The 24,628-nt window shown below is 66.1% G+C and carries 19 protein-coding genes; 12 read left to right on the plus strand and 7 right to left on the minus strand.

Annotated elements, in window-relative coordinates:
* Nucleotides 1-102 precede the first annotated feature (102 nt).
* From K3M67_RS16900 to K3M67_RS16915, 4 genes are read left to right on the plus strand one after another with little or no spacing between them, the layout of a single operon-like run.
* Nucleotides 103-1,161 carry an SIS domain-containing protein gene (locus tag K3M67_RS16900; protein ID WP_285833518.1) on the plus strand — a complete coding sequence of 353 codons (1,059 nt, stop codon included), beginning with the start codon at nt 103-105 and terminating at the stop codon, nt 1,159-1,161.
* A complete protein-coding gene (nagA, locus tag K3M67_RS16905) occupies nt 1,158-2,309 on the plus strand; it encodes an N-acetylglucosamine-6-phosphate deacetylase (RefSeq protein WP_285833519.1) in 1,152 nt (383 codons plus the stop codon). Before K3M67_RS16900 ends, nagA begins: the two co-directional genes overlap by 4 nt.
* A complete protein-coding gene (gene dld, locus K3M67_RS16910; protein ID WP_285833520.1) occupies nt 2,306-4,006 on the plus strand; it encodes a D-lactate dehydrogenase in 1,701 nt (566 codons plus the stop codon). Before nagA ends, dld begins: the two co-directional genes overlap by 4 nt.
* Complete coding sequence (locus K3M67_RS16915) at nt 4,003-4,863, plus strand: glucosamine kinase nucleotide-binding domain-containing protein (RefSeq protein ID WP_066859006.1); 861 nt, start codon at nt 4,003-4,005, stop codon at nt 4,861-4,863. Before dld ends, K3M67_RS16915 begins: the two co-directional genes overlap by 4 nt.
* Nucleotides 4,864-4,961: 98 nt before the next feature.
* Here K3M67_RS16915 and tenA read toward each other — a convergent pair whose 3' ends face one another.
* Together tenA and K3M67_RS16925 are read right to left on the minus strand one after the other, a co-directional pair.
* Nucleotides 4,962-5,624, minus strand: coding sequence for a thiaminase II (gene tenA, locus K3M67_RS16920; protein ID WP_066859007.1), 663 nt, complete (start codon nt 5,622-5,624; stop codon nt 4,962-4,964).
* Nucleotides 5,625-5,635: 11 nt separating this feature from the next.
* Entirely contained in the window at nt 5,636-7,786 is a 2,151-nt protein-coding gene (locus K3M67_RS16925; protein ID WP_285833521.1) for a TonB-dependent receptor, read from the minus strand.
* 371 nt (nt 7,787-8,157) lie between these two features.
* On the opposite strand from K3M67_RS16925, the gene K3M67_RS16930 reads away from it, so the two are divergent.
* Nucleotides 8,158-9,372: a carbohydrate porin gene (locus K3M67_RS16930; RefSeq protein ID WP_285833522.1), complete on the plus strand. Its 1,215-nt coding sequence runs from the start codon at nt 8,158-8,160 to the stop codon at nt 9,370-9,372.
* Here the strand turns inward: K3M67_RS16930 and K3M67_RS16935 are convergent, their stop codons facing one another.
* The gene (locus K3M67_RS16935) at nt 9,373-10,485 is read right to left on the minus strand and encodes a ThuA domain-containing protein (protein WP_084439047.1); all 1,113 of its coding nucleotides are present in this window, start codon (nt 10,483-10,485) and stop codon (nt 9,373-9,375) included. It abuts the gene before it with no gap.
* 166 nt (nt 10,486-10,651) lie between these two features.
* Here K3M67_RS16935 and K3M67_RS16940 point away from each other — a divergent pair, with 166 nt between their 5' ends.
* Entirely contained in the window at nt 10,652-12,574 is a 1,923-nt protein-coding gene (locus tag K3M67_RS16940) for a rhamnogalacturonan lyase (RefSeq protein WP_502958917.1), read from the plus strand.
* A 46-nt stretch (nt 12,575-12,620) separates the two neighbouring features.
* On the opposite strand, the gene K3M67_RS16945 is transcribed toward K3M67_RS16940, so the two are convergent.
* The gene (locus tag K3M67_RS16945; RefSeq protein ID WP_285833523.1) at nt 12,621-13,499 is read right to left on the minus strand and encodes a tyrosine-protein phosphatase; all 879 of its coding nucleotides are present in this window, start codon (nt 13,497-13,499) and stop codon (nt 12,621-12,623) included.
* An 18-nt stretch (nt 13,500-13,517) separates the two neighbouring features.
* Nucleotides 13,518-16,106, minus strand: a complete 2,589-nt coding sequence (locus K3M67_RS16950; RefSeq protein ID WP_285833524.1) for a TonB-dependent receptor — start codon at nt 16,104-16,106, stop codon at nt 13,518-13,520.
* Between the two features lie 194 nt (nt 16,107-16,300).
* On the opposite strand from K3M67_RS16950, the gene K3M67_RS16955 reads away from it, so the two are divergent.
* Complete coding sequence (locus K3M67_RS16955; RefSeq protein ID WP_285833525.1) at nt 16,301-17,515, plus strand: TetR family transcriptional regulator; 1,215 nt, start codon at nt 16,301-16,303, stop codon at nt 17,513-17,515.
* A 7-nt stretch (nt 17,516-17,522) separates the two neighbouring features.
* Here the strand turns inward: K3M67_RS16955 and K3M67_RS16960 are convergent, their stop codons facing one another.
* A complete protein-coding gene (locus K3M67_RS16960) occupies nt 17,523-18,407 on the minus strand; it encodes a LysR family transcriptional regulator (protein WP_285833526.1) in 885 nt (294 codons plus the stop codon).
* Between the two features lie 96 nt (nt 18,408-18,503).
* Here K3M67_RS16960 and K3M67_RS16965 point away from each other — a divergent pair, with 96 nt between their 5' ends.
* Nucleotides 18,504-20,003, plus strand: a complete 1,500-nt coding sequence (locus tag K3M67_RS16965; protein WP_285833527.1) for a CoA-acylating methylmalonate-semialdehyde dehydrogenase — start codon at nt 18,504-18,506, stop codon at nt 20,001-20,003.
* A 17-nt stretch (nt 20,004-20,020) separates the two neighbouring features.
* On the opposite strand, the gene K3M67_RS16970 is transcribed toward K3M67_RS16965, so the two are convergent.
* A complete protein-coding gene (locus K3M67_RS16970; protein ID WP_285833528.1) occupies nt 20,021-20,656 on the minus strand; it encodes a TetR/AcrR family transcriptional regulator in 636 nt (211 codons plus the stop codon).
* An 82-nt stretch (nt 20,657-20,738) separates the two neighbouring features.
* Here K3M67_RS16970 and K3M67_RS16975 point away from each other — a divergent pair, with 82 nt between their 5' ends.
* The 4 genes from K3M67_RS16975 to K3M67_RS16990 are packed head-to-tail and all read left to right on the plus strand — an operon-like array spanning nt 20,739 to nt 24,626.
* Complete coding sequence (locus tag K3M67_RS16975) at nt 20,739-21,863, plus strand: acyl-CoA dehydrogenase family protein (RefSeq protein ID WP_285833529.1); 1,125 nt, start codon at nt 20,739-20,741, stop codon at nt 21,861-21,863.
* Nucleotides 21,864-21,875: 12 nt separating this feature from the next.
* Nucleotides 21,876-23,060: an acetyl-CoA C-acyltransferase gene (locus K3M67_RS16980; protein ID WP_066859015.1), complete on the plus strand. Its 1,185-nt coding sequence runs from the start codon at nt 21,876-21,878 to the stop codon at nt 23,058-23,060.
* A 19-nt stretch (nt 23,061-23,079) separates the two neighbouring features.
* Nucleotides 23,080-23,841 carry an SDR family NAD(P)-dependent oxidoreductase gene (locus tag K3M67_RS16985; RefSeq protein WP_285833530.1) on the plus strand — a complete coding sequence of 254 codons (762 nt, stop codon included), beginning with the start codon at nt 23,080-23,082 and terminating at the stop codon, nt 23,839-23,841.
* Nucleotides 23,838-24,626, plus strand: a complete 789-nt coding sequence (locus K3M67_RS16990; protein WP_285833531.1) for an enoyl-CoA hydratase/isomerase family protein — start codon at nt 23,838-23,840, stop codon at nt 24,624-24,626. Before K3M67_RS16985 ends, K3M67_RS16990 begins: the two co-directional genes overlap by 4 nt.
* Nucleotides 24,627-24,628: the final 2 nt, after the last annotated feature.

Consider the following 24,628-nt stretch of genomic DNA (forward strand, 5'->3'; position numbering starts at 1 on the left):
GCGCGCGCAGCCGTTCGTTGATCTGGTATTATCCCTCCTTTGGTCTGATGCAACCAAATTAATTCCAATTGCCCTTTCAGCGGCATTTGGTATTGTTTCGGCATGATCGACCACCGAGACGAGCGGATCGCCACGCTGATGGCGCGCGAGGCTGCGGAAGCGCCCGGCCGCTGCGAAGCGCAGGTCGCACGCAATGCCGGCCTCATGCGGCAGGCGGGACAGCGGCTGCGGGCACTGGCGCCGCCCTTTGCCGCGACGTTGGCGCGGGGCAGTTCGGACCAAGCGGCCTCTTTCGCCAAGTTCTTGCTGGAAACGCGTGCGGGCATACCGACGCTCAGCCATGCGCCTTCGATCGGATCGCTCTACCATGCGACATCTCCGCGCTTCCGGGGTGTGCCGCTGATCGCCATCTCGCAATCGGGCCGAAGCCCGGACCTGATCGCGGCGGCGCAGGACGCGCAGCGGCAGGGTGCGCTGGTGGTTGCGGTCGTCAACGACGAAGCCTCCCCGCTGGCGGCGATGGCAGACATCTGCATCCCCATCCATGCCGGACCCGAAACCAGCGTGGCGGCGACCAAGAGTTTCATCGCCACCTTGGTCGCGATCACGCATCTGGTTGCCGAATGGAGCGGCGACGAAGCCCTGGGCGAGGCGCTGCCCGTCGTGGGCGATACGCTGCGCGCGGCGGCGGCGGCAGACTGGGGCGAGGCGGTGCCGCTGCTGCGCGACGCGCGCACCATGCTCGTGCTGGGGCGCGGCCCGACCCTGCCGATCGCCGGCGAGGCGGCGCTGAAATTCAAGGAAACATCCAATCTGCACGCGGAGGCCTTCAGCATCGCCGAGGTCGCGCATGGTCCGATGACCCTGGTCGGGGCGGGCGACCCCGTGCTGGCGCTCGGGCCGACGGACGCGGCGCGGGCGGGGCTGCGCGAGCGGCTGGAGGATTTCCGCGCGCGCGGCGCGCAGGTGATCGCCGCGGGCCATCCCGACGATGTCGTTGCCGCGACGCTGGCGTTGCCCAGTCGCTGGGAGGTCCATCCGGTACTGGGCGCCATCGCCCAGATCCAGAGCTTCTATGGCCTCGCCAACGCCCTGGCGCTGGCGCGCGGGCGCAATCCCGACACGCCCCCGCATCTGGCCAAGGTGACGCGGACGCTATGACGATCCAGGCGCTGGTCGGCGCGGCCATCGTGCTGCCGGACGGGATAGCGCCTGACGATGCGCTGTTGATCGACGGCGCGCGCATAGGGCCGGTCGTACCGCGCGGCTCGCTGCCGGCCGGGTGCGTGGAAGTAGACCTGGATGGCGGCTGGCTGCTGCCGGGCTTCATCGATACGCAAGTCAACGGCGGCGGAGACGTGCTGCTGAATGACCGGCCGGACGTGGACGGCATCCGCACGATTGCGCAGGCGCATAGGCGCTTTGGCACCACTGGCCTGTTGCCGACCCTCATCAGCGACGATGCCGATGTCGTGGATGCGACGATCGCGGCGGGGGAGGAGGCGCTGAGGCAGGGTGTGCCGGGCGTGCTGGGCGTCCATATCGAGGGGCCGCATCTCAATCCCGGAAAGAAGGGCATTCATGACGCGGCCAAATTCACCGCCATCGATCCAGCGGTGCTGGAGCGACTGACGCGGCCCACCATCGGGCGGCGGATCGTCACGCTGGCGCCTGAACTGGCCCCGCCCGGCGCGATCCGCGCCCTCACCGAGGCGGGTGTGCTGGTTGCCGCGGGGCACAGCTTGGCCGACTATGCGCAGACGGTCGCGGCGCTCGCCGAGGGGCTGGCCGGCTTCACCCATTTGTTCAACGCGATGACGCAGATGGGGAGCAGGGAGCCGGGCATGGTTGCGGCCGCGCTGCTGGACCGGGGGAGCTATTTCGGCCTGATTGTCGATGGGCTGCATGTGCATCCCGCCGCCCTCCGCGTCGCGCTGGCCGCGCGGGGGTTGGAAGGCGCGATGCTGGTGACCGACGCCATGCCGCCGGTCGGAGGGGAGCGGGATAGCTTTACCCTGATGGGCCAGCCCATCCATGTGGTGGACGGAACCTGCCGGGGACCGGACGGCACGCTGGCCGGATCGGCGCTCAGCATGGCGCAGGCCTTCCGCAATGCGATGGACCTGATGGGCTGCTCGATGGTCGAGGCGTCACGCCTGGCGAGCGGCAATCCGGCGCGCTTCCTGCGGCTTGACGGGGAGACGGGAGCCATCGCGCCGGGGCTGCGCGCAGACCTGGTGCATCTCGACGCGGACCGGCGGGTGCGGCGCACCTGGATCGGCGGACAGTTGAGCGAGGCCGGCGAATGAGCGACCTGATCGCCGCGCTGCGCGTGATCGTCGGGCCGCGCCATGTGCTGACGGGCACGCAGGCGACGGCGCGCTATCGCCATGGCTATCGCACCGGCTCGGGCGCGGCGCTGGCGGTCGTGCGACCGGGCAGTCTCGTCGAACAATGGCGCGTGGCGCAGGCCTGCGTGGCCGCCGACGTGTCGATCATCATGCAGGCGTCCAACACCGGACTGACCGGAGGGTCGACCCCCGATGGCGAGGATTATCCCGGCGGCTGCGTCATCATCAGCACCACGCGGATCGCCGGGCTGCACCTGATCGGCGACGGGCGGCAGGCGATCTGCCTGCCGGGCACCACGCTCCATTCCCTGGAAAAGGCGCTGGCGCCGCTGGGCCGGGAGCCGCATTCAGTGATCGGCTCCTCCTGCTTCGGCGCATCGGTGGTCGGCGGCGTGTGCAACAATTCGGGCGGTTCGCTGGTGCAGCGGGGGCCGGCCTTCACCCAGTTGAGCCTTCATGCCGTGGTCGGCGGGGACGGGACGCTGCGGCTGGTCAACCATCTGGGCGTTGCGCTGGGCAATGATCCCGAAGAGATGCTGCGGCGGCTGGAACAGGGCGATTTCGACGAAGGGGACGTGGACCCGGCGGTGGATCGCTGGGCGCATGATCGCGCCTACGCCACGCATGTCCGCGACATAGACAGCGAGACGCCGGCCCGCTTCAACGCCGACAGCCGCTGCCTGTTCGAGGCGGCGGGCAGTGCGGGCAAGCTGATCGTCTTTGCCGTGCGGCTTGATAGCTTCGCGAAGGAGGAAGGGGCGGCGACCTTCTATATCGGCACCAATGATCCGGCGGAACTGACGGCGATCCGCCGCGCGATCCTGGGCCATTTCGCCACGCTACCGATCGCGGGCGAATATATGCACCGGGATGCGTTCGACATCGCCGACCGTTATGGCAAGGATATGTTCGTCGCGATCGAGCGGCTGGGAACGGACCGGTTGCCGACGCTTTTCGCGCTAAAGTCGCGCGTGGACGGGATGCGCTTTCTGGGCGAGGGTTTCAGCGATCGGATGATGCAGCGGATCGGACGGCTTCTGCCCGATCATCTGCCGCCAGAGATGCGGCACTATCGCGACCGCTTCGCCCATCATCTGCTGCTCAAGATGCCGCGACTGGCTTTGGCGGAAACGCGCGCACTCTTGTCAAATCTGCTGGCCGAGGGCGAGGGCGATTATTTCGAATGTACGCCCGAATTGGCGGCCAAGGCATTCCTCCATCGCTTCGTGACCGCAGGAGCCGCGGTGCGCTATCGCGCGGTGCATCCCGAACAGGTGGCAGACATCGTCCCGCTGGACGTAGCCCTGCCGCGCAACATGCTGGACTGGCAGGAGGTCTTGCCCCCCGACCTCGCGGCGCAGAGCATCCACAGCCTCTATTACGGCCATTTCCTTTGCCATGTGTTCCATCAGGACTATATCGTCCGCAAGGGCGTCGATCCGTTGGCGTTCGAGCATCGGCTATGGGCGCTGCTCGACGAGCGCGGCGCGGAATATCCCGCGGAGCATAATGTCGGCCATCTCTACCGGGCCAAGCCTGCGCTGGAGGGTTTCTATCGACATATCGATCCGCGCAACCAGTGCAATCCGGGGATCGGCCACACGACGCGCGATCGTCACTGGGGCGACGAACAGAAGGAGATGGCCGGTTCATGACCTTTTACCTGGGCATCGACGCTGGCGGCAGCAATTGCCGGGCGCGCCTGATCGCGGCGGATGGCACGGTGATCGGCACGGGACAGGGCGGGACCGCCAATGCGCGGATCGGGCTGGAGGCGCTATACGAGACGTTGCGCGCTGTGTCCGAACAGGCGACGACCGCAGCCGGGCTATCGACGGAGCAGGTTGCAACCATTCGTGCGGGCATGGGCATCGCCGGCATCTCGCGCCCCGGCGTGCGTGATGCGCTGCGGGACTTCGCGTTTCCCTTCGCCTCGGTCACTTATGAAACCGACGCCTTCATCGCCAATCTGGGTGCCCATGGCGGTGCGGACGGCGCGATCCTGATCCTGGGCACCGGCAGCATCGCTCAGGTGCGCGCAGGCGGTCGGGATTTCACCATCGGCGGCTATGGCTTTCCTATCTCCGACGAAGGGAGCGGCGCGGCGCTGGGCCTCAGCGCCATGCGCCATGCGCTGCGCGCGCTCGACGGGCGGACGCAGGCGACGCCGTTGAGCCGCGCCGTGACGGACCGCTTCGGCCATGACACGGCGCAGGCCATCGGCTGGATGGATCAGGCAAGCCCGAGGGATTATGGCAGCTTCGCGCCGTTGGTGATGGATTATGCCGAAGCGGGTGACGCCATCGCGCGATCGATCGTCGAGGATGCGGTGGCGCATGTCGAGCGCTTCATCGAGACGATCTTCGAGCGCGGCGCGAGCCGCTGCACGCTGGTCGGCGGCCTTGCCCCGCGAATGCGCCCCTGGCTCAAGGCGCGGACGGTGGCGCGGCTCAGCCCTATGCTGGGCGACCCGCTGGACGGGGCGCTCCATCTGGCGGGCTTTCGCGGCTAGAGCATCTTGCGCAAAAGTGGGCACCGGTTTTGCGAAAAACCGATGCGACAACAAACATCTAGAGCGCGCGTCCTGCGTTCAATTTAATGCAGCGCGCTCTAGATCGGCCAGCTTTCGCGCCGATAGGCGGAATCCCAGAACATCCATTCATAGCGGGTCGCCATGCGGAAGGCCTGCGCCATGGCGTCACGCAGCAGAGCGGGCGCTGTTTCCGCCGCCTGGTCGACCAGCGCGCGGACGCGGGCGGTCGCCTCGCCAAAACCCGGATCGGCATAGGTATCGATCCAGGGCGCATAGGGATTGGGGCTGGCGGCGCGCGGCTTGATGGCGCAGCCAACCTCCCAATAGACCCAGAAACAGGGAAGAATACCGGCAATCAGTTCCTCGTAACTGCGCGTCGCCGCCAGCGTCATCAGATAGCCGGTATAATTCTGGCAGGCCGGGCTGGGCGCGCTGGCCCGTGCCATGTCGGGTGTGACGCCGAACTGCGCGAAAAAGGCCTGGTGCAGCGCTTCCTCCACCTGCACCGCGACCTTGGCGCCGTCGGAAAATTCCAGGCGGCCTGTGGCCGTCGGCGCGCGCGCGGCGGCGATCGCCAGCACCCGCGCATATTCGGCGAGATAGAGGCTGTCCTGCACGATATAATGGCGGAAACTTTCGGGTGGCAGCGTGCCCTGCGCCAGTTCCTCCAGGAAGGGCTGCGTCAGGATCGCCTGGCGCAGCGGCGCCACATCGGCCCAGATTTCGTCGCAAAATCCCATGGCGTGCTCCTTCAGAAGCGCAGGCTGGCGCTGGCGCCGAACTGACGCCCGCTATTGATCGTGAAACTGTCATAGGGACCGCCCGGCCCCAGCCCCAGCAGCAGCGGCAATTGCTGCTGGCCGAAGGCGGAGATCGCCCAGCGGCGGTCGAACAGATTTTTCGCCCAGAGTTCCAGCGTCCAGTCCTGCACGCTCACCCCGACCCGGCCGTCAACCGATATATAACCGGGTGAGTATAGGATATTGTCGATCTCGAAATCCACTCGGGAGACGTAGGTGGCGGACAAGCGCGCATCGACCGTGGCCGCACCGGCCGCTCCGCGCCAGCCGACGCCCCCATTCGCCGTCCAGTCGGGCGCGTTGGGCGTGCGCTTGCCGCTCATGTCGACGATCGCCGGTTCGCCCGGCTCGAGGGTGGGATTGGGGGTCAGGTAACGCCCGGTGCGGCTGTGGGTCCAGGCCAGCCCGCCGTCGACGCGGAAGCCCGCGCCCAGCGCCACATCGGCCGACGCCTCGATTCCATGGACATTGACCTGCGGGACGGACAGCACCACAGAATTGCCGAGGAATACGGTATTCTGGAAATTGTCATAGTCGGTGACGAAGCCCGCCAGCGTCGCACGAACACGGCCGTCGCTGCTCTGTGCCTTGATGCCAGCCTCGACCGACCGGGTGGTTTCGGCCTTGAAGTCCGCCTGCCACACATCCGTCGGGCCGGGCAGGGGATTGAAGCCGCCCGCCTTGAAGCCCACCGCGCCGGTCACATAGGCGGTCAGGTCTGCCGAAGGGCGCCAGGCAATCGACAGCTTTGGCTGCCATTTGTCGAAGGTGCGGGCGCGGGCCGCCAGCAGCGCGCCGCTGGCCGTGCCCACCGTGTCCTCCCTGCGCCGGTCGCGGTCGTAGCGCAACGCGGCCGTGAGTTCGACGCGGGGCAGCAGGTCGTAGCTTGCCTGGCCGAAAATCCCGACCTGGCTGGACCGGGTTTCCGCCCGCAGGGGCTCGCCGCCGAACAGCAGCGGTCCGAAATCGTCGGTCCGGTCGCGCTCCAGCCGCTGGAAGAAAAGGCCGACATGCCAGCGTAACGGCGACGCAGCGCGCGATGTCAGGCGCAATTCGCTGGTCCAGGCCTTGATATCAACCGGTTGGACGATGGGTTGAATACCGTCCGGGAAGAAGGGTACGCCGTTCAGCGTGATCGGCGTGTCATTGCGGAAATCCAGTTCCTCAACAAAATCCTTGTGATATTCATCATAGCCGCCAGTCCAGCTGAGCAGAAGGGTATCGCCCAGTTCCTGCTCATAGCTGGCCTGCGCGCCCCACCACTGCCGATCGGCGCGCCCTTCGAAATCGCCGAAGGGATTGGTCAGCGCCTTGCCCGAGAGGCGACCGCCATAAAGGCCGGTGACATTGCCGGATGAAATATAGGCCGCGCCGCCTTCCTCATCGGCCCAGCCGAGGCGCAGCTTCAGCGTCGCCGTTTCGGTCAGCGCCACCTTCGCCTTCAGCCGCAGGTTGCGGCTGATCGCGCCGTCGACCTTCTTGTCCAGATAGCTGTTTCGGATGAAGCCATCGCTGTTGCGGTAGGAGCCGGAAAGGCGCAGTTGCACCTGCTCGGAAACCGGCGCATTGACCACTCCGTCGGCAGTCCAGGTGAAGCCATTGCCGATCCCGATCGCCGCTTCGCCGCCCCAGTCCGGTCCCGGATCATTGGTCGCGACGTTGATCGCGCCGCCCGAGGCCGAGCGGCCGAACAGGGCGCCTTGCGGACCCTTCAATATCTCGATCCGGGCCATGTCATAGGGACGCAAGGTGAAGAGCTCTGAATCCGGCAGCGCCAGCCCGTCGACGATCATCGCAATGGAGGGCGACTGGTTGCGATTGGTGGACACGCCGCGAATCGAGATCAGGTTGGTTCCGGGGTCTTGGTCGTTTATCAGGAAGATGCCGGGCGTTGCTGCGATAATATCATCGATCGTGGTGAGCTTGCGCGCGATGATGTCGGCTGGGCCGAAGACGGTGACGCTGTCCGGCACGGCGATCGCCGCTTCCTCGCGCCCGCGCGCCGTCACGGTGATGCTCGCGTCCGCGGCACGGGTTGTGGACGGCATGGCGCAGGCAAGGGAGATCGCGCAAATGGATGCAGTGGTGACGTAACGCTTCATGGTCCCTATTCCTCCGCCGGTGTGAACCGGATCAGGTTCTCGGGTCCGCGGCCTAGACGCCCCCTGCGCCCGATCCGCGTCTCAGCCCTGACTGCGCCAGGACACCCCGTGGGTTGGCTGTGCCGCCGCGCCTATGCGTTCGGCCCGCCGGCGTCAAATGCTTCCGTCCTCGCCTTGTCATGCCGGCCGCCCGATGGGCCAGGCCGGCAGCCTGTCGCTGCGGCGTTTCCTGCTGAACCGCCACGGAAATTCGATCATCCATGGCGTGCCGGGCCTGAAATCCGCGCTATCCGATCGGATAGCGCCCGCCTACTGTACGTCACCATGATGTCGAAGGCCCACAACCCCGTCCCGCCCATGGAGCGACTGACATGATCGGCGCGGCACTACTGCTGGCCGCTGCGGCCGCCGCGCCCGCGACCGAGGCAACGATGGACGCCGGCGCAATCAGCCCGCGGATCACGCCGATCCGGCCACATTCGCATATCCATGCCGGGGAACATGCGCCCGGTGAGGGGCCGATCGTCTTCGACCTCAGCTATAGCAGCGACATCATGGGCACGGTGGCGGGCGGATTGAAGCGGCGCGCCCGCTATCTCGACAATCTCGACCTTGTAATGGAAGTCGACCTGGAGGAATTGGTCGGCTGGCGCGGAGCCGAGATGCATGTCTACGGCCTCTACAATAATGGCCAGTCCATTTCGGAGGTGGTGGGCGACGCCCAGATGGTCAGCGAAATGGAGGCCAATGCCCAGGCGTTCAAGCTCTACGAAGCCTGGATCGACCAGATGCTGGCGCCCAACCTGTCGGTGCGCGCGGGCATCTATGACCTCAATTCCGAATTCGATATGCTGGAAACGGCAACCCTTTTCGTCGGCGGCGCGCATGGCATGGGCAGCGACATCGGCATGTCGGGCCGCAACGGCCCCTCGATCTTCCCCGCAACGGGCCTTGCCGCGCGCGTCCTCTACCGGCCGGCGGAGGGCTGGGCGGTGCGAGCGGCGGTGCTCGATGGCGTGCCCGGCAACCCCGACCATCCGTCCCGCACCAGCATCCGGCTTGGCAAGGGGGAGGGCGCGCTGCTGATCGGCGAAGTGGAAGCGCCGGTCGCCGGCGGTCGTCTGCTCATCGGCCATTGGCGCTACACATCCTCCTTCGAACGGTTCGACGGCGTGACGGCCGACGGCAACGACGGCTTCTATCTGCGGGGCGAAAAGACGCTGGCCGAGGATGGTGATCGGAAGGTCGACGGCTTCTTCCGCCTCGGCATCGCCGACAAGAAATTCAACATGTTCGATCGCTTCGCCAGCGCAGGGATCAAGCTGGGCGGCTGGGTCGGCGGGCGGCCGGACGACGAGATCGGCTTTGCCGTTATAGGCGCCTTCACCTCGCCCGAATATCGCCGCGCGAATGACTCCGAGCGGGCGGAGATGGTAGCGGAGGCGACCTATCGTGCGCCACTGACGTCCTGGCTGACGGTCCAGCCGAACCTGCAATATGTCCGCAATCCGTCTGCCGATCCGACGATCGACGATGCCTGGGTGCTGGGACTGCGTGTCGAAATGGCGTTCCGCCTGATCGACTGATCAGTCGCAACGCGGGCCCTTCCTCCGGGGTGCCGCCACCCAGGCCAGCGCATTGTCCAGCATCCGACTATATCTCGGATCGGTGTAGGTTTCGGGCCGATGTCCGATCGCTGAGTAGAAGACCCGGCCCTTGCCGACGCAGCGGCTCCACGCGATCGGATGGTCGCCCATGATGAGCGCCGCGCCCGGCTGATAGCTTTTCTCGTCAAGCGTCGCGACGATCCGCGCGCCGGTCGCGCGGGGGTTGGCGCGGAAACTATACCATTCATCCTTCATGATCCATTGATCGGGCAATCCCTGCGCGACCGGATGGGAACCGTCCTCGATCATGATCCGCCCATCCTGGAACTGCGGGTTCATCGGGTGGCCGGCGAAGCGTGCGCCGATTAGCGTGTCCGCATACCAGGGCCAGAAGGTCGCGGGATCGCCCGAGGAGCCATGCACGCCCACGAAGCCGCCGCCTTGCTCGATATAGTCCCGAAACGCCTGCCGCTGAGACAGAGTGAGGACGTCGCCGCTGACATTGTTCCAGATGACCGCGTCGAACTGCCGCAGAGTCTGCGCATTCATCGCCCCGCCCTTGTCGGTGACGGCGATCGCCCATCCCCGGCGCGCCGCAAGGTCGACAAATGCCGATCGCGCCGCCTCCACCGACGGACCATCGCGAAAGCCGGTCATCTTCTCGAACAAAAGCAGGCGGGGCCGACCCGCCGGCAGCGTGAAGGTCGGCCGGTCGTCATCATAGCGGGCGCAGCGGACCTGCCCGTCCTGTGCCGTTACCGGTAGCCGCCGTAGCGCCGCATCGGCGCGCGCGACCTGAGCGGCGGGCACCCGCCCGGAAGCCACCATCTCGTCCAGAGTCAGGATCGCGGCGAAGGTTGGCGCCTGGGTAGTAAAGAAGCGTGGCGGCAGCGCCTTGAAAAGATCGGGAACATCGCGTTCCAGGACCGCCTTTGCCTGAGGGCTGAGCAGGATGTCGACGATCGGCAACGCTTGCGAAAAAGGCGCATCGCGAAACGGGCAGTCGATCGCTGCGGCCTGCGCTGCCTTGAACGGCAACAAGCTCAAGCCCCACGCAGCCAGCAGCAACGCCATCGCCTTTTTGCGCCTCATGACCATCCTCTCCTCTTATGGCTATGGCCAGCCTAATCGCCAGTCCCCGGCCTGGGAAGGTCATATATATCCCATAATGCGGGATGATATATGTAAATATGGAACGCTATTGCTGCGTCCATGTACTCGATCTATAGCTGCCACCAAAGAGGAGAGAGGAGCGGCTATGCGGTTGGCAGATGCGTTGGCAGGTTTGGGCGGCATGGCGGGACTTTTGCTGGGAACCGCGGCGATCCAGGCGGCGGCGCCCGCTGCGCGCCACATGGAGCGGCTCGATCGCGCCCTCGTGGCCGTCCCGCTGGCGGCGGGGCAGGGAATTCATGTCAGTTGGCGCCTTCTCCGCACTGATGCGGCCGATCTGCGCTTCACTCTGCTGCGCGACGGCAGGCTTATCAAGCGCATCGGCGCGAAGGATGCGAGCAGCGTCACCGATCCCGCCGGTACCGCGCAGAGCCGCTACAGCCTACGTGATGCGACTGGTCGGACAGTGGCGACTGCTACGCCCTGGGCCACGGGCTATCTTCCTGTCCCGCTCGACCGGCCGGCAGACCGGATGACGCCAGACGGCGAGCGCTACAGCTATACCGCCAATGATGCGAGCGTGGGCGATCTTGACGGCGATGGCCGTTATGAAATCATCGTCAAATGGTATCCGTCGATCGCCAAGGACAATGCCTTTGGCGGCTATACGGGCGAGACGCTGCTGGACGCCTATACGCTCGACGGCAAGCGGCTATGGCGGATCGACCTTGGCCGCAACATCCGCTCGGGCGCGCATTATACGCAGTTCATGGTGTTCGACCTGGATGGCGATGGCCGCGCAGAGGTGGCAATGAAGACCGCCGACGGCACGATCGACGGCGCGGGCAAGACGATCGGCGACGCCAGCGCGGACTGGCGCGAGCATGATGGGGAAGCGCCGCAGGCCGATCGCACCGGGGCGACCGTGCTCCCGGACGGACGCAAGGTGGCGCGGCTCAAAGGGCGGATACTGCGCGGCCCGGAATATCTGACCCTGTTCGACGGGATGACCGGAAAGGCGCTCGCCACCGCGCCCTATGCTCCCTCGCGTGGGCCCAGCGGCGACAACCCGGCGGCCGAGGAGATGAGCGCCAGCTGGGGCGATGCCTATGGCAACCGATCGGAACGCTATCTCGCGAGCGTCGCCATGCTCGACGGGCAGCGCGCCAGCCTGATCTTCGCGCGCGGCTATTATGGCCGCTCTACCATCGCCGCCTGGGATTGGCGCGACGGCAAGCTGACGCAGCGCTGGCTGTTCGACAGCGCCGTTCCGGGTAATGGCGACTATGGCGGGCAGGGCAATCACCAGATGTCGGTGGCGGATGTCGACGGCGATGGCCGCGACGAAATCTTCTACGGATCGATGGTCGTGGATGACGATGGCCGGGGGCTATGGTCGGCGCGTCTCTTCCATGGCGACGCCATGCATGTGTCGGACCTCGATCCCGCTCGCCCCGGCCTGGAGAAATTCGGCGTGCATGAGGATATGCGTAGCAACGGCAATATCGGGGCCGCCATGCTCGACGCGCGGACCGGGGAACGGCTCTGGACCAAGCCGGCCGATCGCGACACCGGACGCGGCATCGCCGTGGACATCGATCCGCGCCACCCCGGCGCCGAAGCATGGGCCTCCAATTCGCCCGACCTCTGGGATGCGAAGGGCAATGTCATCCCTGGCGGCCATCCCCGCGCGGCCAATTTCGCCATCTGGTGGGACGGCGATGGCCTGCGCGAGCTGCTGGATGGCACGCGCATCGGCAAATGGGACTGGCGGGCGAGCCGGGAACTACCCCTGCTGACGCCCGACGCCGTGGGATCCAACAACGGCACCAAGCAGAACCCGGCCCTGTCGGCTGACATCGTCGGCGACTGGCGCGAGGAACTGCTGGTGCGCAGTAGCGACAGCAGCGAGTTGCGCCTCTACACCACGCCCTGGCCGACCGCGATCCGCCTCGCCACGCTGATGCACGATCCGGTCTATCGGCTCGGCATCGCCTGGCAGAACAGCGCCTACAACCAGCCGCCGCATTTGTCCTTCGCCATTCCGGTGCAGGCACCGGCGCAATGAAACGGAGCGGGCGGGGCATGACGCCCCGCCCGCCCGGAAGGCCGGATCAGGCACCGGCCCTGGTCAGATATTTCGCCCGCAGGCTGGCGATCTTCACATCGTCCAGGCCCAGCTTCTCGCGATAATAGCCTTTCATGCCGCCGGGATAGGCTTCCATCGTGGCGAAGGCGGCCTCGATATAATGGCGGTCGACGCCCATCAACGCCTTGACCGCCTCTGGCGGCAGCTTGCGGAACATGGCCATGTTGGGATCATCCGCCTTCATCGCCTGCGGCCGGAAATGGGCGTTGGACAGAAGATAGTCCTGGATCACCGTTTCCCGATCGACGCCCAGCACCGACAGCAGGATGGCGGCGGCGACCCCCGTTCGGTCCTTGCCCGCCGAGCAGTTGAACGCCACCGCCCCGTCGGTCGCGAGCAGCTGCTCGAACAGCGTGCGATACTGGTCGGCGAACAGGTTGGGGATGTCCCGATAGAGCGTGGCCATCACCTTGCTTACTTCCTCACCGGTCTGGTCGGGCTTGAGCAAGGCGTTCATGAACATGCCATGCTCCATCGCATAGTCGCGCGACAGCACGGTCGGCTTTGCTGTCGCGGGCCAGTTCACCGGCTCGGCGGTGCGTTCGCGGGTGTCGCGAAAGTCTACCACCGTCTTGAGGTCATGCGCGGCGAGCCAGGCGAAGTCCTTTTCGGTCAGGCGCGACATTGCGCCCGACCGGTAGATCCTGTCCCATTTCACCACCCGCCCATCGGCGGTGCGATAGCCGCCCAGATCCCGGAAATTCTGCCCGCCCTCCAGTGGCAGAAGCCGGTCGTGCGCGGGCATCGCGATGGCAGGAACGGGCGCGGCCTGGGACTGGCCGAAGGCGGGAACCGCCATGGCCAACCCGATCGCCAGAAGCGGTAAACAACGGAAAAAGCGCATCACATTGGTCCTTCTGGTTCAGAGCGCGAAGCGGATGCCGAACATGTAGCGGCGGCCGACCTGTTCGACTTCGGTGGGTTTGGACTCATCATCCTCATAAGCCATGTAGATGGCGTCGGTGAGGTTGGTGGCGTCGGCGAACAGAGTCAGATTGTCATTGACCGCATAGCGGACCGACACGTCCAGATTGTCATAGCCCTTGCGATATTCGCCGCTGCCCAGGCCGCCCAGCGTGTCGAGCCAGTCGCTGCGCCACTGATAGCTGACGCGCGCCGACAGGCCATATTTCTCATAGTAGAAGGAGCCATTGAGCACGGTGTCGGACAGCCCCTGGAAGGGCAGTTTCTTCGCCGTCGACGTGTCGAAATGACCGCCCAGCAGCGCGATATTGCCCTGCACGCCAAAGCCGTCCAGCGGCGACGGCAGGAAGCTGAACTGCTGCTGATAATTGAACTCGACGCCATAGAGCCTGCCGCTCGTCCCGTTGAAGGTCGAAGTCAGCAGATAGCCGGACCGGTCGACACCGTTGCTGTCATACAGGTCGCTGCCCACCGCCTGCTGGTTCTGGTAGAGAACATTGTCGACCCAGCGATGGAAGGCCGAGACCGAAGCCAGCCCGCCGCCGGACAGATAATATTCCAGGCTGGCATCCACGCCCCAGGTATATTCGGGCTTCAGATCGGGATTGCCGCCGGAAATCGTGCCGGGCGAATTGGTGTCGTTGATGGAGCTGCCGACGCGAATCTCGCCGAAGGAGGGGCGCGCGATGCCGCGCTGGCCGGCGATGCGGAATACCAGGTCCGGGGTCAGGTCGAAGCGGGCGTTGATGCTGGGGAAGAAGTCGGTGTAGCTCTGTTGCGCGGAGAGCGGCACGGTGCCCGCCGCGGTGACGGCGGTACCGACATTGTCCAGTCGGAAATGTTCGACGCGCACGCCCGCGACCACCTGCCCGCCTTCGAACTCGACCTTGCCCATGACATAGCCGGCCAGCGTCTTTTCATTCAGGCGGTAGCGGTTGGCGGCGGGCACATTCTTGGCCGGATCATAGAGGCCGGCGGCCTGCAACGCCGCGAGCAGCGAGTCGACGTCGCGGCGCATCGCGACATTGTCGATCTGGTTGAAGCTGAAACCGAGCGGGAAATTCGTATCCCACGGCTTGCTGGTCACATATTTGCCGATATTGAAGGGCTGGCCCACGCTCGCGCCGCTGGCGAGCGAGACGATGTTCGACGTGGCGAAGGTGAAGCCGCTGATGTCCCGATCGGCGTAGAGGAAGCCGCCTGACAAGGTGGCGGCGCCCAGCGCCTTGGAAAAGTCGGCCTTCACCGTGTAGCTGTCGGAGAATGTGTCCTGCATCCCCGGAATGACGATGCCGCTGGAGCTGACCGTCGTCTGGTCGATGGCGGTCAGCGACGCGCCGCGCGTGCGGCTCGCACCGGTGCCGACTGTGCTGTAGAGGCTGATGATCGGAAAACGCGGATCGCTGGCGTCATAATGGATCGAGGGCGACGCATTGCCCGACGTGCGCAGCTGGGTCAGCGGCAGGTAAGTGGTATTTTCCGTGCGGGTATAGTTGAGGTTGACCGACGCCTTCAGCCCGTCCTCGCTCTCATATTCGCCGCCGATCGTGTTGATATAGTTGCGGGTGCGATATTCGCCATAGTTGAAGGTCGACACGACCGGCACGCCGACCAGGTCGCCGCTGGCAAAGCCGCGCGTACCGATCGCGCTGCTGCTGTCCAGGTCGAACTCATACTGGTTGCGCTGCTCGTCATCCTTGAATTCGGTGTAGATGGAGCGGATGAAGAAGCGCTGCCCCTCGACCGGCTCATATTCGATCGCGCCGAACAGCCCATTATTCTCGCGCTCCAGCTGGTAGGAGCGGATGTCGAACTCGGTCGGCCCCTTGGCGTCATAGGCGCCCACCTCGCGATTGTCGGTCGTCTGCTTTCGGCGATAATGCGATCCGCCGACCACGACGCCGAACGTACCGTCGGACCAGCTGGCGCGCAGCGACGCCTGGCGCTGGTCCTTGTCACCCAGCTCCATGAAGCCGTAGCCGACATCGCCCTGCAGGTCGAAGCCGGTCTTGGCCAGCGGCGAATAGGTGCGCAGGTCGATATTGGCGACGATCGCCTCGGCCTGGAGGTTCGACGTCAGCGACTTGTTCACTGCCATCGCGCTCAGCAGCACGGCGGGCACCGCGTCGAACCGATAGGCGCGGGTCGTGCCGCCTTCATCGACGCCGATCATAGGCACGCCGTCGATGCTGACCGATGTCCAGCGGTTCGGCGCGCCGCGCACCTGGATATAGCGTTCCTGACCCTGGTCACGCTGCACAGCGACGGCGGGGAGTCGTGACAGGGCGGCGGCGCTGTTCTGGTCGGCGAAACGGCCGACCGAATCCGCCGCCACGATGTCGATCAGATTGTCGGCCTTGCGCTTGAGTTCGACCGAGGCGGCCTGCGCCGTCGCGATCGAACCGGTGACGACGATCGCCTCGCCGTCAAACGCATCTTCCTCCATGGCGGCGGGCGTTGCCATCTGCTGCGCCTCAGCCCTGCTCGTCGCCGCCAGCGCCAGCAACGCCGCGCCTGCGAACATCATGATGCGAACCTGCGTCCGCTGCGACCTGTGAACCGTCATATATTCCCCCGATGTCATGGTGAGTCGGGGCGCGGTTAGAACGTCTGTATGTAACAGGAGTGACGGGACAGTTGCAGTTTTGTGCAACCGGCGGGGGTTGGCGGTGGCGAATGATCTGGTAGATTTGCATCAGCCCCAACAAAGCGACTGCCAGGATGTCAGCGACAAATTCCGAATTTTCCGGCCTTTCGATGAAGGCGCAACTGCTGGTCGACACGGTCCTGGCCATCTGGATGGAGCGCGGGACGGGGGAGATGTCCGCGCGCAGCATCGGCAGCGCTGCCGGCTTCAGTCCATCCGCTCTCTATTATCACTTCGATGATATTGAACGATTGTATGAAGCCGCGCAAGAGCGTGCTGTGGCGATGGGCCAGTCATGGTGCGACGCCAAACTGGCCATGCTGGACGAGGCGTGCGGCGCCGATGCACCTTCCGCCGATGCGCTGGGCCCAGTACTCGCCGCGCTGATCGACGATTTCTGCACCCAGGAGCGCATGACCGCCTTCGCCTGGCGCGAATGCCAGATGCTGGCCGGACGATCCGCGCGCTTCGCTACCCTCAGCGAACGCTGGGACGCGGTATGGCGGCATTTCTGGCAACAGGTCTGCGCGCACTTCGACATGGCGGACAAGGCCGAACTGTGCCGCCATTTTTTCGATGGAGAAAGCGGCCTGCACCTGATGCGCTGGAACCGTGCGGCCGACCGCGCCAGCCTGGATGAAATGGCGGCGGCCTGGGTGGGTTGGCTGATGGGCGAACTGCCCCGCCACGCCCCATGGCGACGGTCGCTGATGGCGCGCGCCATTGGTTCGGGCGGGTTGGACAAGCCTGACGGCCTGCGTCTCGACATCGCGCGCGCCGCGGCGGCGCTGCTCGCCGACGGGGGCGTGGGCGCGATCACCCATCGCGCCGTGGCGGCGGCGACCGGCCTGACGCTGGGCGTCGTTTCGCACAATTGCCGGCGAACAGACGATCTGCTGCGCCTCGCCTATGGCGAGGTCTATCGCAGCCTGACCAGCGAGCGGGAGGAGATGTCGGACAGGGACGGGCCGTCGGTCGCGCCGGTTTCAGACCTGCCGGCACGGCTCCAGTTGCGCGCGATCGATGAACTCATCCTGGCCGTCGCACGCGGCCGCACCGATGCGGCGCTGACTTTGCAGTTGCGCTATCTGCGCGGCATCACCAGCCGCCAGGCGCTGGTCGATCGCGTGGCCCTGCGGGGCGAGGCCTTCGATCTGCTGGCTGCCGTTTATTCCAGCGCGATGATGGGTGTCTTGCGTTCTTCCGGCTGCCAGCCGGAGGACGATGCCAGTCCGGTTGTTTCGGCAGTCAGCGACCAGCTTCTCTCTCTCCTCCCGCGCGCGCTCTGACCCCTATTCAGAGGCGATCGCGCGCCGCGCGAACAACCTCCCCGATGAAATCGGCGACCGCCCGCACGCGCGGCAGGCGCTGAAGATCGGCGTGCATCACCAGCCAGTAGCTGCGCGACAACTGCATTTCGTCGGGCATCAGCTGCACCAGCCGATCGTCATCCTTGGCAGCGAAAACATGCAGGAAGGCAAGGCCGAGGCCCGCGGCGGCGGCGGCCTGTTGCGCGGCGCTCGAACTGGCGCGAAAGCCGATGGTGGCGCCGGGCAGCAACTGATTGAGCGCGATCATCTCCGGGAAGCCGGCCAGTTCCTCGATATAGGAAATGAAAACATGGTCGTAGAGCTGCGCCCGCGTCTCGGGCGCGCCATGCCGGTCCAGATAGGCGCGCGAGGCGAACAGGCCCAGCTGGTAATCGGCCAGCTTCCGCGTCACCAGCCGGCCGCGCGGCGGCGGCTTCAGCATCACCGCCATGTCGGCCTCTCGCCGCGACAGGCTGTTCGTCCGGCTTTCCGACGCCAACTCCAGCACCAGCCCCGGATGCCGGTCCCGCAGCTGGGCGGCCCTGGGGGCCAGCAAATGGCTGGCGAAGGCCTCTGGCGTCGCCAGCCGCACCGTGCCGTCGACCGCCCGGTCGCGATCGCGCACGCTGGCGGCGGCGGCCAGCAGCTCGCTTTCGATCCGTTCGGCATGGGGTTGCAGCGCGAAGGCGGCCTGCGTCGGCGTCACCCCGCGCGGCGACCGATCGAACAGGCGCACGGCCAGCGCCGTCTCCAGCTGGCCGATCCTTCGCGCTACCGTGCTATGGTCCATCCCGACCCGGCGGGCCGCCGCCAGCATGTTGCCTTCCCGCAGGATGGTCAGGAACAGGCGCAGGTCATCCGGGTTCAGCATATGTATTTCTACACAATGATTGTGGGTTGATTACCGTATAATCACCAATCAGGATCGTCTAGTCCCGCCGCAGCGAATTGGTGTGAGGAGAGTGTCATGCGGACGGTCAATCATTTCATCCATGGGGAACAACTGGCGCTTTCGGGCGGTCGCGCGGCGGACGTACTGGACCCTTCTACCGGGGCGGTTCAGGCGCAGGTACGGTTGGCGCGCGCCGTCGATCTGCAACAGGCGGTGGACTCCGCCCGCGCCGCTCAGCCGGCCTGGGCCGCCATGAACCCGCAGCGTCGGGCGCGCGTCATGTTCCGGTTCAAGGAATTGATCGAACAAAATATGGACGATCTCGCCCATCTTCTCTCGTCCGAACATGGCAAGGTCGTGGCCGACTCGAAGGGCGACATCCAGCGGGGCCTGGAAGTGGTGGAGTTCGCCTGCGGCATCCCCCATCTGCTGAAGGGCGAATATAGCGAAGGCGCAGGGCCGGGCATCGACGTCTGGTCGATGCGCCAGCCGATCGGCATCGCGGCGGGTATCACGCCGTTCAACTTCCCGGCGATGATCCCGCTCTGGATGGCCGCGCCGGCCATCGCCTGCGGCAACGCCTTCATCCTCAAGCCGTCCGAACGCGATCCGTCGGTGCCAGTCCGGCTCGCGGAACTGGCGATGGAGGCCGGCCTGCCGGCGGGCATCCTCAATGTCCTCCATGGCGACAAGGAGATTGTCGACGCCATCCTGGACCATCCGGACATCAAGGCGGTCAGCTTCGTCGGCTCGTCCGACATCGCCAACTATGTCTATGGCCGGGGCGCGCAGAACGGCAAGCGGGTGCAGTGCATGGGCGGCGCCAAGAATCACGGCATCATCCTGCCGGACGCGGACATGGACCAGGCGGTGGCCGACATCATCGGCGCGGCCTATGGCAGCGCGGGCGAACGCTGCATGGCGCTGCCGGTCGTGACCCCGGTGGGCGAAGCGACGGCAGAGATATTGCGCGCCAAGCTGGTGACGGCGATCGAGGGGTTGCGCGTCGGCATCTCGACCGATCCCGATGCCCATTATGGTCCCGTCGTCACCGCCCAGCATAAGGCGCGGATCGAAAACTACATCCAGATGGCGGCCGATGAGGGCGCGGAGATCGTCGTCGACGGCCGCGGCTTCTCGCTCCAGGGCTATGAGCAGGGCTTCTTCCTTGCGCCCACGCTGATCGACCGCGTGACACCGCAGATGAAAAGCTATCAGGAGGAGATTTTCGGCCCCGTGCTTCAGATCCTGCGCGCCGATACGTTCGAGGAAGCGCTCAGCTACCCCACCAACCATCAATATGGCAACGGCGTCGCCATCTTCACCCGCAACGGCGACTATGCACGCAAGTTCGCGGCCCAAGTGGAGGTCGGCATGGTCGGCATCAACGTGCCGATCCCGGTGCCGGTCGCCTATCACAGCTTCGGCGGCTGGAAGCGGTCGGGCTTCGGCGACCTGGATCAATATGGCATGGACGGCGTGCGCTTCTACACCCGCACCAAGAAGATCACCCAGCGCTGGCCCTCGGGCGGCGCTGTGGTCGACCAGAGCTTCGTCATCCCGACCATGGGATGACGGGCGACGCGTCCCGGCTACGGCCGGGGCGCGAGTCCGCCGATCAGCGTGTCGACCAGCGCATCGGCGATGGCGTCGACAGTCATCGGCCCAGCCGGATCATGCCAGCGGGCCGGCCAGTTGAGCGCGCCCGCCAGGGCGAAGGCCGCCATCTTCACGTCGACCGGCGCGATCGATCCGTCAGCGACTCCCGCCTCGATCAACCCGCGCAGCGCCAGGTCGATGTCGCGTTTCCCCGCGCGGAACAGCGCCGCGCCATCGGGCGAGAGGGACTCATCGCCGGTGCGAACCACGCAACGGCCGAAATCATCCATGTTGATCTGCGCATAATGACGCAGGAACTTGCGCAGCCGGTCAAGGCCGCTGCCCGGCTCGTGCCTGGCTGCTTCCGCCGCGAGGCGCAGCGGCTCCAGCCCGCGCGTCACACACTCGATCAGCACCTGCTCCTTGTTGCCAAGATAATGATAGATGGTCGGTTTGCTGATCCCCAGCGACGCCGCCACATCGTCCAGGGAGGTTGCGTGATAGCCGCGCGCATTGAACATCCGCACCGCCGCCCGCAGCACCGCCTCGCGCTTTTCCTCGCGGTCCCGGATCTTTTCGGCGCGTGTGCGAAAGGGGGAGGGGGCTTGCGAAGCGGACGCGGTGGACAATGAAAACTCCTTCGCCCTCCTCTTGACAAAAAACGCGGCCATAAGCAATCTACTCATCAGTATATAAACGACGAGTGAGTTTATGCTGACCGAAATTCAGCTGTCGATCCGGGACATGGTGAGAGGATTTGCGCAGGATCGGATCCGCCCCCACAGCGCCGGATTCGAGGCGGAGGGCGGCTATCCGCCCGCCCTGTTCGAGGAGATGGGCGGGCTGGGCCTGTGGGGCATGACCGCACCGGAATCCTTTGGCGGGGCGGAGGCGGATTCGGTGTCCTATGCGCTCGCGCTGATGGAGATCGCGGCGGCCGACGGCGCGCTCTCTACGATCGTGTCGATCCAGAACAGCATCATGGTCGGCGGCCTGCTCAAGGACGGCAGCCCCGCGCAACAACGGCGCTTCCTGCCCGACCTGATCGCCGGCCGGACCATCGGCGCCTTCGCCCTGACCGAAGCCGACGCCGGGTCGGACGCCGCCGCGATCCGCACTCGGGCGGAGAAGGTGGAAGGGGGCTGGCGCCTCAACGGTTCCAAGCAGTTCATCACCTCGGGCCGGATCGGCGGCCTCACCATGGTCATTGCTGTCACCGACCCGCAGGCCGGCAAGAAGGGGCTGTCCGCCTTCCTCGTCCCCACCGACCGTCCCGGCTATGTTGTCGACAAGGTCGAGCACAAGATGGGGCAGGGCGCGTCGGACACCTGTGCCCTGCGCTTCGACGATCTGTTCGTCGAGGACGACCTGCTGATCGGGGAGCCGGGGCAGGGCTATCGCATCGCACTCGCCAATCTGGAGACGGGGCGGATCGGCATCGCCGCGCAATGCGTCGGCATGGCGCAGGCCGCGCTGGAGATCGCGGTCGGCTATGCAAGGGATCGCCGCTCGATGGGCAAGGCGATCATCGATCATCAGGCGGTCGGCTTCCGCCTCGCCGACCTCGCCACCCGGCTGGAGGCTGCGCGGCAACTCGTCCTCTCCGCCGCCGTGCTCAAGGATGCAGGGCAACCCGCCCTGACCCAGGCGTCCATGGCCAAGCTCTTCGCCTCCGAAAGCGCCGAGGCAATCGTGTCCGGCGCGCTCCAGACGCTGGGCGGCTATGGCTATCTGGAGGAATATGGCGTCGCCAAAATCTACCGCGATGTGCGCGTCTGCCAGATTTACGAGGGCACATCCGACATCCAGCGCATGGTCATCGCGCGCAGTCTTTGAAGGGAATCCATCATGGAACATGATCCGGTCGTCATCGCGGGCTATGCCCGCACCCCCATGGGCGGGTTCCAGGGCGTGCTCTCGCCGCTCAAGGCCACCGATCTGGGCGCGGCGGCGGTGAAGGCGGCGGTCGCGCGCGCCGGGGTCGCCGCCGACGCGATCGACCGCATCTATATGGGCTGCGTCCTGCCTGCGGGCCTTGGTCAGGCGCCTGCGCGCCAGGCGGCGCTGGGTGCGGGCCTTGGCCTCAACACGCAAGCGACCACCGTCAACAAGATGTGCGGATCGGGGATGCAGGCGGCGATCATGGCGCACGAGGCGCTCGTCGCCGGAACCGCCGACCTGGTCGTAGCGGGCGGCATGGAAAGCATGACAAACGCCCCCTATGCCCTGCCCAAGCACCGCGCCGGCGCGCGGATCGGCCATGACAGGATCATCGACACGATGATGATGGACGGTCTGGAGGACGCCTATGAACCCGGCAAGGCGATGGGTGTCTTCGCCGAGGAGGCAGTGCGCGACTATCAGTTCACGCGCGGCGACCAGGACGACTATGCCATCCGCTCGCTCGCCCGCGCCAATGAAGCGATCGCCTCGGGCGCCTTCGCACGCGAAATCGTGCCGGTGACGGTGTCGGGCCGGGGCGGCGACAGTGTGATCGACACCGATGAGCAGCCCGGCAAGGCGCGGCCGGACAAGATACCTTCGCTCAAGCCCGCCTTCGTCAAGGACGGCACCATCACCGCCGCCAACGCCTCCTCCATCTCCGACGGCGCCGCCGCCCTGGTGATGACGCGGCAGAGCGTGGCAGACAGGCTGGGCCTGCCGGTCGTCGCCCGCGTCGTCGCCACGGCCGCCCATGCCCATGAACCTGCGAAATTCACCACCGCACCCGTCCCTGCCATGCGCAAGCTGTTGGAAAAGGCAGGCTGGTCGGTCGAGGATGTCGATCTATTCGAGGTGAACGAAGCCTTCGCCGTCGTCGCCATGATCGCCGCCCGCGAACTGGACATCCCGGCGGACAAGCTGAACGTGAACGGCGGCGCGACAGCGCTCGGCCATCCGATCGGCGCATCGGGCGCCCGCATCCTGGCGACGCTGATCGGCGCGCTGGAGCATCGGGGGCTCAAGCGCGGCGTTGCCAGCCTCTGCATCGGCGGCGGCGAGGCGACGGCCATGGCGGTCGAACTCGTCTGATTTCGGAGAGGGAAAGAACATGGACATCAAGGGACTGGCCGCCATCGTTACCGGCGGTGCTTCGGGCCTGGGCAAGGCGACGGCGCAGATGCTGGCCGCCAACGGCGCGAAGGTTACGATCTTCGACCTGAACGAGGAAGCGGGCAAGTCCGTGGCCGCCGAGATCGGAGGCGTCCATGTCGCCGTCAACGTCGCGGATGACGCCAGCGTCGCCGCCGGCCTCGACGCCGCCGAGCAGGCCCATGGCGTCCCCCGCATCCTCGTCAACTGCGCTGGCATCGCACCGGCGGTCAAGACGGTGGGGAAGGAGAATGTTGCTCATCCGCTCGACAGCTTCGCCAGGACGATCGCGGTCAATCTGGTCGGCACCTTCAACGTCATCTCCAAATTCGCCGCCCGCGCGGCGGCGGCCGACGAACTGGACGGGGAGCGCGGCGTCATCGTCAACACCGCTTCGGTCGCGGCCTTTGACGGCCAGATCGGCCAGGCCGCCTATTCGGCGTCTAAGGGCGGCGTGGTCGGCATGACCCTGCCGGTGGCCCGCGACCTCGCCCAGCACAAGATCCGCGTCATGACGATCGCGCCCGGCATTTTCCTCACCCCCATGCTGGAGGCATTTCCCCAGAATGTGCAGGATGCGCTGGGCGCGCAGGTGCCGCACCCCAGCCGTCTTGGCAAGCCGGCTGAATATGCGCAGCTGGTCGAATCCATCGTCCGCAATCCCATGCTCAACGGGGAAGTCATCCGTCTCGACGGCGCCATCCGCATGGCGCCCCGGTGAGCGGGGCGGGCATCGCCTTTACGGTCGAGGACGGCATCGCCCGGATCACGCTCGACCGGCCGGACGCGGGCAATGCCATCACCCTGCCGCTGGCGCAGGCGATGCTGGCGGCGGCGATCCGGTGCGAGAATGATCCCGCGGTGCGCTGCATCCTGATTACCGGCAATGGCCGCCTCTTCTGCGCGGGCGGCGATCTCCCGCTGCTCGCCGGGGCGGGCGATCGCCGCCCTGAAGTGCTGAGCGAACTTATCGCCACCCTCCATGCCGCAATCCAACGTCTCGTTCGCGGGTCCAAACCGCTGGTCACCATGGTCAACGGGCCGGCGGCTGGCGCCGGCTTCAGCCTGGCGCTGCTCGGCGACGTGGTCGTTGCTGCCCGGTCGGCGCATTTCACCGCCGCCTATGGCGCGATCGGCCTGACGGCAGATGGCGGCCTCAGCTGGCTCCTGCCGCGTCTCGTCGGGTTGCGCAAGGCGCAGGAGATCATCCTGACCAACCGCCGCATCAAGGCGGACGAGGCCGAAGCCATTGGCCTCATCACCCGCATGGTCGATGATGACGCGCTGACGGATGAAGGATTGCGCGTGGCCACGGCGCTGGCCGACGGGCCGGTGCGCGCGCTCAGCGCCGCCCGCGCGTTGCTCTACGACAGTTTCGAGACGGGCCTTGAAACCCAGCTCGACCGGGAATTGCGGTCCATGGCGACAGCGGGCGCCGCGACCGAAAGCGAAGAGGGGCTGGCCGCGCTGCTGGAAAAGCGCAGGCCCGATTTCAGGGGAGTTTGATC

It is taken from the genome of Sphingobium sp. V4, from assembly GCF_029590555.1.
GTDB lineage: Bacteria > Pseudomonadota > Alphaproteobacteria > Sphingomonadales > Sphingomonadaceae > Sphingobium.

Excerpts from the sequence above, each read along its gene's own strand:
- K3M67_RS16900 (WP_285833518.1), top strand. The coding sequence starts at position 103 with ATGATCGACCACCGAGACGAGCGGATCGCCACGCTGATGGCGCGCGAG.
- nagA (WP_285833519.1), top strand. The coding sequence starts at position 1,158 with ATGACGATCCAGGCGCTGGTCGGCGCGGCCATCGTGCTGCCGGACGGG.
- dld (WP_285833520.1), top strand. The coding sequence starts at position 2,306 with ATGAGCGACCTGATCGCCGCGCTGCGCGTGATCGTCGGGCCGCGCCAT.
- K3M67_RS16915 (WP_066859006.1), top strand. The coding sequence starts at position 4,003 with ATGACCTTTTACCTGGGCATCGACGCTGGCGGCAGCAATTGCCGGGCG.
- tenA (WP_066859007.1), bottom strand. The coding sequence starts at position 5,624 with ATGGGATTTTGCGACGAAATCTGGGCCGATGTGGCGCCGCTGCGCCAG.
- K3M67_RS16925 (WP_285833521.1), bottom strand. The coding sequence starts at position 7,786 with ATGAAGCGTTACGTCACCACTGCATCCATTTGCGCGATCTCCCTTGCC.
- K3M67_RS16930 (WP_285833522.1), top strand. The coding sequence starts at position 8,158 with ATGATCGGCGCGGCACTACTGCTGGCCGCTGCGGCCGCCGCGCCCGCG.
- K3M67_RS16935 (WP_084439047.1), bottom strand. The coding sequence starts at position 10,485 with ATGAGGCGCAAAAAGGCGATGGCGTTGCTGCTGGCTGCGTGGGGCTTG.
- K3M67_RS16940 (WP_502958917.1), top strand. The coding sequence starts at position 10,652 with ATGCGGTTGGCAGATGCGTTGGCAGGTTTGGGCGGCATGGCGGGACTT.
- K3M67_RS16945 (WP_285833523.1), bottom strand. The coding sequence starts at position 13,499 with ATGCGCTTTTTCCGTTGTTTACCGCTTCTGGCGATCGGGTTGGCCATG.
- K3M67_RS16950 (WP_285833524.1), bottom strand. The coding sequence starts at position 16,106 with ATGATGTTCGCAGGCGCGGCGTTGCTGGCGCTGGCGGCGACGAGCAGG.
- K3M67_RS16955 (WP_285833525.1), top strand. The coding sequence starts at position 16,301 with ATGTCAGCGACAAATTCCGAATTTTCCGGCCTTTCGATGAAGGCGCAA.
- K3M67_RS16960 (WP_285833526.1), bottom strand. The coding sequence starts at position 18,407 with ATGCTGAACCCGGATGACCTGCGCCTGTTCCTGACCATCCTGCGGGAA.
- K3M67_RS16965 (WP_285833527.1), top strand. The coding sequence starts at position 18,504 with ATGCGGACGGTCAATCATTTCATCCATGGGGAACAACTGGCGCTTTCG.
- K3M67_RS16975 (WP_285833529.1), top strand. The coding sequence starts at position 20,739 with ATGCTGACCGAAATTCAGCTGTCGATCCGGGACATGGTGAGAGGATTT.
- K3M67_RS16980 (WP_066859015.1), top strand. The coding sequence starts at position 21,876 with ATGGAACATGATCCGGTCGTCATCGCGGGCTATGCCCGCACCCCCATG.
- K3M67_RS16985 (WP_285833530.1), top strand. The coding sequence starts at position 23,080 with ATGGACATCAAGGGACTGGCCGCCATCGTTACCGGCGGTGCTTCGGGC.